General features: G+C 55.4%; 11 protein-coding genes. 8 read left to right on the top strand and 3 right to left on the bottom strand.

The genetic code is table 11. The features are described from left to right. Positions 1-32: 32 nt before the first annotated feature. Both O77CONTIG1_RS14815 and rpiA read left to right on the top strand, forming a co-directional pair. Complete coding sequence (locus tag O77CONTIG1_RS14815; RefSeq protein ID WP_286132335.1) at positions 33-479, top strand: ATP-binding protein; 447 nt, start codon at positions 33-35, stop codon at positions 477-479. A gap of 128 nt (positions 480-607) precedes the next feature. After that, entirely contained in the window at positions 608-1312 is a 705-nt protein-coding gene (rpiA, locus tag O77CONTIG1_RS14810; protein ID WP_068511885.1) for a ribose-5-phosphate isomerase RpiA, read from the top strand. A 209-nt stretch (positions 1313-1521) separates the two neighbouring features. Here the strand turns inward: rpiA and O77CONTIG1_RS14805 are convergent, their stop codons facing one another. Continuing rightward, positions 1522-2562: a DUF2325 domain-containing protein gene (locus O77CONTIG1_RS14805; RefSeq protein ID WP_068511882.1), complete on the bottom strand. Its 1041-nt coding sequence runs from the start codon at positions 2560-2562 to the stop codon at positions 1522-1524. Between the two features lie 443 nt (positions 2563-3005). On the opposite strand from O77CONTIG1_RS14805, the gene O77CONTIG1_RS14800 reads away from it, so the two are divergent. Then, complete coding sequence (locus O77CONTIG1_RS14800; protein ID WP_068511879.1) at positions 3006-4187, top strand: aldo/keto reductase; 1182 nt, start codon at positions 3006-3008, stop codon at positions 4185-4187. A gap of 41 nt (positions 4188-4228) precedes the next feature. Here the strand turns inward: O77CONTIG1_RS14800 and O77CONTIG1_RS14795 are convergent, their stop codons facing one another. Continuing rightward, positions 4229-5044, bottom strand: a complete 816-nt coding sequence (locus O77CONTIG1_RS14795; RefSeq protein ID WP_068511876.1) for a carbohydrate ABC transporter permease — start codon at positions 5042-5044, stop codon at positions 4229-4231. A 436-nt stretch (positions 5045-5480) separates the two neighbouring features. Between O77CONTIG1_RS14795 and O77CONTIG1_RS14790 the strand changes: the two genes are divergently transcribed. The 5 genes from O77CONTIG1_RS14790 to O77CONTIG1_RS14770 all read left to right on the top strand — a co-directional run bounded on the left by O77CONTIG1_RS14790 (position 5481) and on the right by O77CONTIG1_RS14770 (position 10991). Further along, positions 5481-6176 (top strand): aldehyde oxygenase (deformylating), encoded by a 696-nt coding sequence (locus O77CONTIG1_RS14790; RefSeq protein WP_068511873.1) that lies wholly within the window; start codon positions 5481-5483, stop codon positions 6174-6176. A 178-nt stretch (positions 6177-6354) separates the two neighbouring features. After that, positions 6355-7407: a zinc-dependent dehydrogenase gene (locus O77CONTIG1_RS14785; RefSeq protein WP_068511870.1), complete on the top strand. Its 1053-nt coding sequence runs from the start codon at positions 6355-6357 to the stop codon at positions 7405-7407. Positions 7408-7597: 190 nt separating this feature from the next. Further along, positions 7598-7792, top strand: coding sequence for a heavy-metal-associated domain-containing protein (locus O77CONTIG1_RS14780; protein ID WP_068511864.1), 195 nt, complete (start codon positions 7598-7600; stop codon positions 7790-7792). Positions 7793-7802: 10 nt separating this feature from the next. Beyond that, positions 7803-10127, top strand: a complete 2325-nt coding sequence (locus O77CONTIG1_RS14775) for a heavy metal translocating P-type ATPase (protein WP_084782684.1) — start codon at positions 7803-7805, stop codon at positions 10125-10127. 120 nt (positions 10128-10247) lie between these two features. Further along, the gene (locus tag O77CONTIG1_RS14770; protein ID WP_225894589.1) at positions 10248-10991 is read left to right on the top strand and encodes a cupredoxin domain-containing protein; all 744 of its coding nucleotides are present in this window, start codon (positions 10248-10250) and stop codon (positions 10989-10991) included. Between the two features lie 172 nt (positions 10992-11163). Here O77CONTIG1_RS14770 and O77CONTIG1_RS14765 read toward each other — a convergent pair whose 3' ends face one another. Next, the gene (locus O77CONTIG1_RS14765) at positions 11164-12780 is read right to left on the bottom strand and encodes a flavin monoamine oxidase family protein (RefSeq protein ID WP_068511861.1); all 1617 of its coding nucleotides are present in this window, start codon (positions 12778-12780) and stop codon (positions 11164-11166) included. Positions 12781-12846: the final 66 nt, after the last annotated feature.

Raw genomic sequence — 12846 nt, 5'->3', positions numbered from 1 at the left:
CAATCCTTTGCCGTTTCGCCGAATCTTTAATCGTGGTGGATGTCATTCAGCAGCAAGAGCGATTGGTGGTGCCTAGCCAGCTAACCGCTCTGAATCCAATCCAAACCTGGTTCCGACAGTTTTGCCTGCAAAACGAAAGGCACTATCCCTGGCTGGCCCATCAGTGCGATCGCCTTAATTTAGCCCTTGCCGAAGGTTTCACTAACGCAGTGCGCCACGCCCACCGGGGGTTGCCGCCAGAAACACCAATCGAGATTGCGCTGGCTCTGCACGAAGACTGGATCGAAATCCGCATTTGGGACTACGGCCGGCCGTTTAATCCCGATCGGCTCAAGGAACCCCAACCCGGCACGCTGCAATCGGGAGGCTATGGCTGGTTTTTGCTACGACGGTTGACCGATCGCGTGTCCTATGACCGCTACATCGACGGGCGCAACTGCCTGCAACTGGTAACCTACGGCTTCAAGCACCCCGTTTAGGTCATGCTAACTGATCCCTGAATCTGCGGAGTCGAACCTTTGTATCCATCGTGTCGGCTGAATTGCTCAAGGATCGCGCCTCGAAGTGGTAGCCTGTAGAGTTGACGTGTGTTGTAGAGGGAGGCGTTATGAGCGAAGATGCCGTTAAGGTGATGAAGCAGCAGGTGGGTATTGCGGCAGCGCAGCGCGTGCAGTCTGGCTCCATCGTTGGGCTGGGTACGGGGTCTACGACGGCCTTTGCCATTGAGCATCTGGGCGATCGCCTCAAATCGGGCGACCTGAAAGACATTAAAGGCATTCCGACCTCCTTTCAGGCATCGGTGTTGGCTAAGAAATACGGCATCCCCCTGGTAACGCTGGACGATGTGGAAAAGATCGACATCGCCATTGACGGAGCCGATGAGGTCGATCCCAATAAGGTGCTGATTAAAGGCGGCGGCGCAGCCCACACCCGCGAGAAAATTGTGGACTCTCTGGCGGACTTGTTCATCGTTGTCGTAGACAGTACCAAACTGGTAGAGACGCTGGGGTCTACGTTTCCGCTGCCCGTCGAGGTGCTGCCTGTGGCGGTGGCCCCGGTGACGCGGGCGCTGGAGGCGCTGGGCGGCAAACCCGAACTGCGGATGGGTGTCAAGAAGGACGGCCCGGTGATCACGGATCAGGGCAACATGATTCTAGACGTGACCTTTGGCAGCATTCCTAATCCGGCCGAGTTTGAGAAGACGCTGAATAATATCCCTGGAGTCCTGGACAACGGCTTGTTCGTGGGGCTGGCGGATGTGGTGCTGGTGGGCGAAATCAAAGAGGGCCAGCCCACGGTGCGAGAGCTATAGCCGCTCCGATTGGGGAAGAGGCGATGGAAGTCAGGAATCCGGCTGCTTGAGGGCAGTTCTTGTGCCGTCGTCTCTTTCAAAGAGGCTTTCTAAAAGAGACTTAAGAGACTTGCCAAAAGAGACTCTAAAGCGCTTCCTAGTTCGGCAATTCTTTCAGGCAATTCTTTCAGGCAATTCCTTTTGGATAGGCAGATGGGTTAGGCGGAATCCTAGGCAGGTTTTGAGAAGTGGTTCACCTGGCGGGCAAAAAGCTGAGATTTCAGCCCATACTCGATGGCCTCCAAAATGCGAATCACGCCTGTGGTGTTAATCATCTCAGGAGACTTGCCCGCCCGCTGAGCGGCCTGCATGGCCTTATCGGTGAGTTTGTGGCTCGTGTAGCCTGTCATCACAAGAACCAAATCGGCGCTGGCGACGTGGCTTTCGGCCTGTTCGGCAATCTGTGGGCCTGACTGCGCCGTACACCAGACTAGCTCAACTTTGGACTCCCGCAGACGGTTTCGCACGGCGGTTTCTAGTCGGTCGTGCCCGCCGAAAATGACAACTTTGCCCTCAAGCTGGGCATAGGGGTTGGGGCGCTTTTCGGAGGTGCGATGGCGAACGCGGGGCTGCACATTGGGCGCACGCTCGACGCGGGAGCGGTTTTCTAGGGCTTTGTTGTAGATAAAGGTGAGGGTCTGCTCGTGGCTGCCGCGCAGACGGGCGACGGGGCCTTCTTCGCTGTAGGCGTTAATTTGTTCGATCAGCTTATCGACCACCTCTTCCAGCGCTCCGATTGCCTTCAGGTCATGCACATAGCCTCGAATGGCGATCGCCGCATCGGTTGCACTATAAAAATCTTCCTGCTCTGCGATCATTTCCAGCAGGTCATCTTTGAGGGCCTGTCGCCAGCGGGCTGACTGCTCCGCGACGCGCTCATCAATCAGCCGCTCCTCGTTCAAAATCATCTGGCGATCGACCATTTGAGCCGCCAGTTCTGGCGCATCGGCAATTTTCTGGCGCAGATCGGCGACTTTTTCTTCTAGCTTGGTGCGGGTCACGCTGTCTGAAAAATCACCGGCTCCAAATTTAGCGAGCATTCGCTCGGTTTCTTGCAGTAACGGTTCTAGTCTCTGGCGAATTTCGACAACTTTTTGCTGAATTTGCTCATCCCGCTGCTGCTGTAATCTTTTTTCTTCCAGTTCTATCTTTGCTAGGGATAATAAATCTTTGACAGATGACTCTAAGTCATCTAAATCATTAATATCCATACGTTTTTCTCCGAAGCAATAAGTGATTAATTTAGGGGCTATGAATTGGGTCGCGTCAAAAGAAAGGATTGCTGGTGCCCACTGGCAGTACCAATATCGGGTGATATCGATTATTGGGTAGTATCAACAGTGGCATCTATGCGTCTATCTTGGTTGAGATTCAGTTGATATCTAGTTGATACCAACGTCTCGGAAGAACCTAGTATTCCCCCTATGAGAACCTACATACTATCTCGAATCGGATCTTGAATACTATCTTGATAAAATAAGTATTGAGTTTTGATGAGTCTTGGTTGCCAAAACCTCAACTCCCTTTTTTTGGGATATCACACTGCTTAGTCATCGCGCCCGTCGGTTTATTAACGTACTAAGTTGACGATACTCCTATTGTTGCTACTTTTGAAGGGGTTGCCCTTTTGCTTAAGACCCCCTCTCAAACTCCTATGCTCTATCGACGGTTTGGACGAACCGGGCTGGCGATGCCCGTTTTTTCTTGTGGTGGAATGCGCTATCAGCACAAGTGGCAGGATACGCCACTGGAGCAGATTCCGGCCGACAATCAGGAAAATTTAGAAGCCACGATTCGGCGATCGCTCGAAGTGGGTATTAACCACATTGAAACGGCACGGGGCTACGGCACATCAGAGATGCAGTTGGGTCAGATGTTGCCAAAACTGCCGCGCGACCAGATCATTGTGCAGACCAAAGTGTCGCCTACGGCAGACCCGCGAGACTTTGAGCAAAACCTGGAGCGATCGCTCGCTTATCTCAACCTGGAATACGTCGATCTGCTGGGGCTGCACGGCATCAACACGCCAGAACTGCTGGACTATAGCCTGCGGCCGGGCGGCTGTCTGGACGTGGCGCGACGGTTTCAGGCGCGGGGGCGCGTGCGGTTTGTGGGCTTTTCGACCCACGGGCCGACGGAGGTGATTGTGCGGGCGATCGCCTCCGACCAGTTCGATTACGTCAACCTGCACTGGTACTACATCAACCAGGTCAACTGGCCCGCCATCGAAGCCGCCCAGCGCCACGACATGGGCGTATTCATCATCAGCCCGTCCGACAAAGGCGGAATGCTCTATAACCCGCCGCCGCGATTGGTAGAACTTTGCCAACCGCTGAGCCCCATCGTGTTCAACAATCTTTTTTGCCTCAGCCATCCGCAGGTGCATACCCTCAGCATTGGCGCAGCCCGCCCCAGCGACTTTGATGAGCATTTGAAAACGTTAGCCTATCTCGATCGGGCTGATGAAGTGCTGCCGCCTATTCTGCATCGGCTTGAACAGGCAGCGATCGCCGCGCTGGGCGAAGACTGGTACAAAACCTGGGACGTGGGCCTGCCGAACTATCGAGACGTGCCCAACCAGGTGAATATTCGCTCGATCCTGTGGCTGCGAAACTTGGCGATCGCCTTTGGCCTCACCGAATTCGCCAAGACCCGCTACAACATGCTGGGCGGGGCTAGCCACTGGTTTCCGGGCAATAAAGCCGATCAGATTCAATCCCTCGACTTGCGCGACTGCCTGCGCCATAGCCCCCACGCCGACCAGATTCCCCGCTTGCTGGCCGAGACTCACGAACTGCTGGGTGGCGCAGCGGTCAAGCGCCTGTCGCAAAGCTAGGAACCGTGCATTTTGCAGGCAGTTGTGTTCCAAGCATGTGCCTAATTCTTCAGCCCTGTCGTTGCAATGCCGCCAATCAATTGGCGCTGCCCCAGCGCAAACAGCGCCACCACGGGCACCGTCACCAGCACGACCGCCGCCATCAGCAGCGACCAGCTATTCGTGAACTGCTCCTGAAACTCCGCCAGCGCCAGTTGCACGGTTCGCAACTCTGGGCGCGTCGTGAATACCAGCGGCTTAAACAAATCATTCCACTCGCCGATGAAGGTGAACAGAAACAGCGTCACCAGCGCCGGACGCGCCAGCGGCAGCACCACCCGCCACAGCACTTGCAGACGGGTTGCGCCATCTAGCGTGGCGGCTTCCTCTAGCTCGATGGGGATGGTCTGAAAAAACTGCCGCATCAGGAAAATGCCGAAGCCATTCACCGCCGTCGGCAAGATCAGCGCCCCATAGGTGTTGATCAGGTGCCCCGCCTTTAGCACTAGAAAAATTGGAATCACCAAAAGCTGAAATGGAATTACCAACGTTGCCAGCACCAGCGCCAGCACCGCCTGCTGTCCCCAAAAGCGAAACCGGGCCAGCGCATAGCCCGCCAGCGCCGAGAGGAGGATTTGCAGAGCGGTGACGGCCAGCGCTACGAAGGTAGAGTTGGCGATCGCCCCCAGAAAGTGCCCCCGCGCCCATACTTGGCGATAGTGGTCGAGCGTCAGCCCCGCCCCATCTCCCGCCTGAAACGAAGTCCACAGCACTACGCCCAGTGGCAGCAGCACCAGCCCCGCCCCCAGGCCCAGCAGCAGCCCGTTGAGCCAGCGCCACAGATTCAACGACAGGCTGGGAAACCGACTAGAGAGCATAACGTGATTCTAGAGAAGGAGCCAGCAGCGAAATGTTGTGCGATACAGTTTGGATCAACGGTTTAGGCTTGGGCATAGATATAGATCTATGATGTCGTTGAACAGGATATCAGCTATAAGGGGACTCTAGTTTAACCATTCCATGCCGAAACCCAGTAGAGTAGAGTTTGGGCATATTTTAAGTTAAGCAAACTAGGGCACTGATTTCTTTACACTGGTTTCTTCCCAAAGCTGCTGCAAGTTTGAGACTTTCCTCCAAACCACGCCAGCAGACAGACTGACCCCGCAATGCTTAACGTCACGGCTCGATTTGCCGCCATTGCCCACTCGCTCTCGTCTGAATGTTTGGACACCGCCGACCTGAGCGCTGCCCGAGCAGACCTACAGGAGCTTGTTTTCCACCGTTTCGACCCTCAGTCAGGAGACCGACCCTACTATGCCTCAGCTTGAGCTTACCCCAGAACTCGACTATCAGAGTGCCGTCTACAAAGATGCCTACAGCCGCATCAACGCCATTGTGATTGAGGGCGAGGAGGAAGCCTTCGACAACTACCAGCGCCTTGCGGAGCTAATGCCCGATCACAAAGACCAGTTAATCGGCCTGTCGAAAATGGAAAGCCGTCATAAGAAAGGCTTCCAGGCCTGTGGGCGGAACCTATCCGTTGAGCCAGACATGGCCTTTGCCAAGGAATTTTTTGCCGACCTGCACCGCAACTTTCAAGAGGCCGCAGCCCAGGGCAAAATCGTGACCTGCCTGCTGATTCAGTCGCTGATTATCGAGTGCTTTGCGATTTCTGCCTACAACATCTACATTCCGGTGGCAGATGACTTTGCCCGCAAGATCACCGAAGGCGTGGTGAAGGATGAGTATCTGCACCTGAACTTTGGCGAAGAATGGCTGAAGGCGAACTTTGAAGCGTCCAAAGCGGAGCTAGAGGAAGCCAACAAGCAAAACCTGCCGCTGGTATGGCGGATGCTGAACCAAGTGGAAAACGATGCCAAGGAACTGGGCATGGAAAAAGAAGCCCTGGTAGAAGATTTCATGATTAGCTACGGCGAAGCGCTGAGCAACATCGGCTTCACCACTCGCGACATCATGCGGATGTCTGCCTATGGGCTGTCGGCTGCCTAGAGGGGCGATCGCCCTCTAGTTCTGCTTTCCCCAGTTCCCTGAGCGGCTCAGTTCTCCTCGCGCTGAGGGTTGGGAAAGAGCCGCCTTGTAACATTTTTTGCCCGCTTTATGCTGTCCGCAGCCCAAGGATGACCGCGCCACACCGTATCCTAATCTTGTTGAGTGAAAGGGATTTTCCATGAAGGCGCAGGTATTTCGCGGGGTCAACCAACTGAGCTACGAAGACGTGCCCGTGCCAGAACTGGCGGCAGACGAGGTGCTGGTGCAGGTGCGGGTGGTGGGCTTGTGCCAGTCGGATATCAAAAAGATTCGCTATCCGCTATATGAGCCGCCGCGCATCTTTGGGCACGAAACGGCGGGCGTGATTGCGGCGGTGGGGGCCGATGTGCGCGGCTGGCAGCCAGGTCAGCGGGTCGTGGTGCTGCACCATATTCCCTGTATGCATTGCGGCTATTGCCTGAATGAAAATTACTCCATGTGCGAGGTGTATAAGAACATCAGCACGACGGCAGGGTTTGTGCCCAGCGGCGGCGGCTTTGCCGAATACGTGAAGGTGCCGGGGCATATTGTGCAGCACGGCGGCTTGATCGAAATTCCCGACGATGTGACCTTTGAGCAGGCCAGCTTTGTGGAGCCGACCAACTGCTGCCTGAAGGCGGTGAAAAAAGCGCAGGTGCAGCCCGGACAAACGGTGCTGGTGACGGGGGCGGGGCCGATTGGGCTGATGTTTGTGATGCTGGTGAAGTATTTTGGCGCAAGGGCGATCGCCACTGATCTCATCCCTTCCCGTCTGGAAAAAGCCCGCCAGCTCGGAGCCGACGCCGCTTTCGACCCGCGAGATGCCGACCTACCCGCCAAAATCCACGCCCTCACCAACGGCATGGGCGTAGACACGACGCTGCTGGCCGTCCCCAGCGACAAGGCGTTTTTTCAAGCGCTGGATTGCACCCGCAAGGGCGGCAAGATTCTCTTCTTTGCGGAATTTCCCGACGAGGTGGAGATTCCCATTAATCCCAACATTCTCTATCGCCGCGAGATTGACCTGATGGGCAGCTATAGCTCGTCCTACAAGGTGCAGAGCCTCGCCGCCGATATCGTATTCAACAAGCGCATTGATGTGGATGCCCTGGTGAGCGATCGCTTTCCGCTGAGTGACCTCGCCGCTGCGGTCGATCGCGCCGTCTCCCCCACACCAGGCACGTTCAAAATCCTGATCGATGTCGGTCGTTAAACGTCCAGGTTAGCTTACTTGCTTTGCGAATCGTTGAGAGAGGATGTGCTGCGTACCAAGCGGCACATCCTTACTTATTTTGGCGGCTCAAAAATGGCGGCTCAAAAAACTTAATCATTCTACCGCTTGACTCTCTAGCTCACTGGAGACTCCAAGATCAAAACAGATTCAAATCAGGAGGATTTCCACAATGGCTTATGAATTCACCGTCCCCAATATGGCTTGCTCGGCGTGCAGCGACACCATTACCAAAGCAATTCACGCAATAGACGCAGGGGCGACCGTGCAGACCGACGTGAAGACCAAGCAGGTAAACGTGGACACCGAAGCGGCAGAGGCAGACATTCGCAAGGCGATCGCCGATGCAGGGTACACCGTCGCCTAGGAGGCGCATCATGGAAAATCAAACGTTTCGATTGCGCGGCATGAGCTGTGCCGCCTGCGCCAACAACATCGAAGATGCCATCCGCTCGGTTCCTGGTGTCGAGGCGTGCAGCGTCAACTTTGGGGCAGAGCAAGCAGCCGTGACTTACGATGCTCACAAAACGGATGTTGCTGCAATTCAAGCAGCGGTAGATGCTGCGGGCTATGCGGCGCTGCCCCTAAAAGACGATGTGCTGGCTCCAGAAGCAGACGAAGAACGCCAAGAGCGACAGACCGAGCAGCGCCAGCTAACGCGCAAAGTGTGGCTGAGTGGTGTCGTCAGCGCGATTCTCGTGATTGGCTCGCTGCCCATGATGACGGGGCTGCCGATTCCCTTTATTCCGATGTGGATGCACCATCCGCTGCTCCAACTGGTGCTAACGACACCCGTAATGCTCTGGGCAGGCAGTCGCTTTTTCACCAACGCCTGGAAAGCGCTGAAGCGGCACACCGCTACGATGGATACGCTGGTGGCAGTGGGCACGGGCACAGCGTTTCTTTACTCGCTGTTTCCGACCTTTGCGCCGCAGTGGTTCCTGGCGCAGGGGCTGAGTCCCGATGTGTATTTCGAGGCGGCAGCGGTCATTATTGCGCTGCTGCTGCTGGGGCGACTGCTGGAAAACCGCGCCAAGGGGCAAACTTCCGAAGCGATTCGCAAACTCATCGGGCTGCAACCCCGCACGGCGCGGGTGATTCGCAACGGGCAGGAATTTGACATTCCCATTTCGGACGTGGTGCGGGGCGATGTCATTCTGGTGCGGCCGGGCGAGAAAATCCCAGTGGATGGCGAGATTGTGGAGGGCGCGTCCACGATTGACGAGGCGATGGTGACGGGAGAAAGTGTGCCTGTGAAAAAGCAGGCGGGCGATGAGGTAATCGGCGCAACGCTGAACAAAACGGGCAGCTTTAAGTTTCGCGCTACTCGCGTCGGCAAAGACACGTTCCTGGCGCAAATCGTCAAACTGGTGCAGCAGGCGCAGGGTTCCAAAGCGCCGATCCAGCGATTGGCGGATCAGGTGACGGGGTGGTTTGTGCCTGCGGTGATGGCGATCGCCATTCTCACGTTCGTCCTCTGGTTCAACCTCATGGGCAACGTGACGATGGCGCTGATCACGACTGTCGGCGTGCTGATTATCGCCTGTCCCTGTGCGCTGGGGCTGGCCACGCCGACTTCGATCATGGTGGGCACGGGCAAGGGCGCAGAAAACGGCATTTTGATCAAAAGTGCAGAGAGCCTGGAACTGGCACACAAGCTGCAAACCATCGTCCTCGACAAAACCGGCACGATTACCCAAGGCAAACCCACGGTGACGGATTTTGTTCCGGTCAATGGCATCGCGAACGAACTGACGCTGCTGCGGTTAGCCGCATCACTGGAGCGAAATTCCGAACATCCCCTGGCGGAAGCTGTGGTGCAATACGCGCGATCGCAAGAGGTGGAGCTGACGGAACCGCAAGGATTTGAAGCCATTGCTGGCAGCGGTGTTCAGGGTTCTGTCGATCGTCAGCTTGTGCAGATTGGAACGCACCGCTGGATGAATGAACTCGGCATTCATACCACCGCTTTGCAATCCTCCTGGGACAAGCTGGAATACCTGGGCAGAACGGTGATTTGGATCGCAGTGAACGGCAATGTGGAAGCGTTGATGGGCATTGCGGATGCTGTGAAGCCGTCTTCAGTGAATGCGATTCGCACGCTGACGCGAATGGGATTGGAAGTCGTGATGCTCACAGGCGACAACCAGCGGACGGCAAACGTGATCGCTCGTGAAGTCGGCATCGATCGCGTCTTTGCCGAAGTGCGCCCCGACCAAAAAGCGTCCGTCATCGCCCGCCTACAACAGGATGGCAATCTCAGCCCACATCACAGCAAACCAAAAAACTTCTCCCTCTCTCCCCCGCTCCCCCTCTCCCCCTCGTCTCGCATCGTGGCAATGGTGGGCGATGGCATCAACGACGCGCCTGCACTGGCTCAAGCCGATGTGGGGATTGCAATTGGCACGGGAACGGACGTGGCGATCGCCGCCAGCGACATCACGCTGATCTCCGGTGATTTGCAAGGTATTGTGACCGCAATTCAGCTCAGTCGCGCCACCATCCGCAACATCCAGCAAAACCTGTTCTTTGCCTTTGTCTACAACGTTGCCGGAATCCCAGTTGCAGCAGGCATTCTCTATCCGGTGTTTGGCTGGCTGCTCAATCCCATCATTGCCGGAGCGGCGATGGCCTTTAGTTCCGTGTCTGTCGTCACGAATGCGCTGCGACTCAGAAACTTTCAGCCTAAGCTATCGAGATAGTTTTAGAGCAGTTTTCAGGATTCTTTTAGACACAGATCCAAGACAAAATTTGCAAAGCGAATGCAGAGAAAAAACATGATTTACCATGAAAAACTGATTGCTGGCGTTGCGACCATTGGAATGCTGATCGGAACAGTGTCGAGTCAGGCGATCGCCCAGGAAATGCACACAGAAATGCAGCCTTCCACCACCGAAAAGGCAGAACAATTTCAACGAATTGAACAGCCGTTGTGGGCTAAAGTTGCGGTCACCGCAGGCGGGTTGGGATTAATCGGGCTGGAGCTTTGGTGGTTTTTGCTGAGCAAGCCCAAATCGCGCAAAGCCACAACGCAGGGCGGCGTTCAGGAAGTAACCGTGATGGTGGATGGCGGCTATGAACCTAGTCAGATTGTGGTGCAGGTGGGTCAGCCTGTGCGGCTCAATTTCGATCGCAAAGATCCTAGCAGTTGCCTGGAGGAAGTGTGGTTTCCCGATTTTCGCATTACCCAAGTTTTGCCGCTAAATCAAACGACAGCGATTGAGTTTATCCCCACACAACCCGGTCGATATGAGTTTACCTGCGGCATGAATATGTTTCGCGGAGTGGTCGAAGTGCAGGGAGCAGGACAGGAAAGGGCGATCGCCCCAATTTCCGCAGAGTCGCAGCCAGTTGATGACTCAGCGCATCATCACTTGACCCATCCAGCACATTACGTGTTCATAGTGCGTCAAATGAATGTGGGATTAGCAGCGATATCGTGCCAATTCCAGGATCGCGCTGAAATAAGAAAGTCTTGGGCATTGCCGAATGAAGATAAGAACGCTCAAATCTACCCACCGCTTCGCAGGAGCCAGCTATACTCCAGCCCTATCCCAAAAGGCTAGCTAAGTACACCACAGTCTAGCAATCCTTCTTCGCCCGCCACAAAACCGGGGCGGCTAGATTCAAAATCCCCTTTTTTATGGCGCGGCGGCGCATCAACGCGGGGATTGAGGGAGATTGATCAGGGTTTGGGTTTCTCCGCCGAGATGTGTGTACTTAGTAGCCCTATAGGGATTACGCCTGAAGCATCTCTGCAATGACTTCTGCGGCCAATCGCCCTGTCTGGGCACCGCCGTTCATGTAGCCATAGTATTCATCGCTGAGGTGTTCTCCGGCAAACACTAGCTTGCCGATCGCCACATCCTGACGCTCGTCGGGGTCGTCGGATTCGATGTAGAGATATTCGCCAAACTCGGTGTATTGTCCAGGTTTGAAGCTGGTGTAGCCGCCCTGGATGTAGGGATCATCGGTCCAGGCAGTTCGATAGAACTGACCTGTGGCGGCGGATTTTATCCCCGGCATAAGGGAATTCAGGCGGTTCACAAACACGCGACCCTGCACATTGGGATTGCGCTTGGCGCGGGCCACCTCGCTCCCGCCCAGAAAGAAGGTCAGCACCCCCTGCGATCGCTCTGGCTGGCGCTGGGTTTCTTCCCACAGCCCCGAATAGCCCAGATCTGTCCAGGCTTCGCCCACAAAGCCCTGCGCCTGATGCCACACGCGCTGCTGAAAGCCCGCGAATAGCTTTTCGTTGGTGCCCAGGTTCACCTCCTGGATAAAGCGGCGCAGCGTGTTGGGGAGTTCTATCTGCAAATCGACCTGGCGCAGCGCCGTGAATGGCGTTGCCAGAATCAGATAATCAGTTTCTACAGTCAGCCCCGTACTGAAAGTAAGCTGGAACCCGTCGCCGTGCGATCGCACCTGGGTGAGCGGTTGGCTGGTGCGAATCTGATCTGCCAGAGCCTCGGTCAAAGCTCTGATCAAATCAGCACTGCCGTTTTTGAGGTAATAAGCTTCGTCACTGCCGATGATGGATACGGTATCTTCATCCAGCAGTTGGGCGGTGTAGATAAGCTGCAATGCTGAGGATTCATGAGGTTCCACGCCGTATTCGGTGCGGATGGCATTTTCTGCCAGTTTTCGCACAACGGGCGCAGGGATCTTATCTCGATGCTGATAGAGATAGTCGGAGACGCTGAGCGCATCAAACTGCGGCGCGTAGGTGTCGAAATCTTCGTCGAGCAATGCTAGATCGGTGGCCAGTTGGTCGGCTAGCGGCCGCAGCAGGTTTACCAGTTCTTCCTCATTCAAGACCCTGCCGTTGAAGTAATAGGCGGTTTCAGGAAACTCAGACTGTGCCGCATCTTCCACCCGATTGAACAGTTCCAGCCCAAACTCTTCCACCAGCGCCAGGATATCTTCATGGTCGGTGTTGATGAAGCTGCCGCCGAGGTCGTTCACCAGGCGATCGCCCGCTACAGTACGTGACTGGATGCGTCCGCCCAGGTAGGATTTTGCTTCATAGACGGTGGCAAGAATGCCCAGTTTCTTAAGCTGATAGGCTGCATTGAGTCCTGCGATGCCACCGCCTACGACCGCCACATTGGGTTTACTGTAGCCCAAAACGCTGCCCAGACGTGGTAACTCGGAAAGCGCTGTGGAGGCGATCGCCGCGCCAGTCGCCAGCGCAGAATATCGCAGAAACCGCCGCCGCGAATACTTTGGAGAGCCTGTTTGTTCACTTTCTGAATCGGCAAAAACTGAAACTGGCGCAGGTGCTGGCGAATCAGAACTAGAACGAGATAAGTGCAGTAGTTTCACAAACTTACGAAATAATGCAGAACGTGCCATGATAATTCCTCTTGGATCAATGGAATGAGAAAGTGCATCAGAAATGGATTCAGAAAACCCTAAGTC

This window comes from Leptolyngbya sp. O-77 (assembly GCF_001548395.1).
Lineage (GTDB): Bacteria > Cyanobacteriota > Cyanobacteriia > Elainellales > Elainellaceae > Thermoleptolyngbya.
This window is presented reverse-complemented; position numbering and strand designations above follow the sequence as displayed.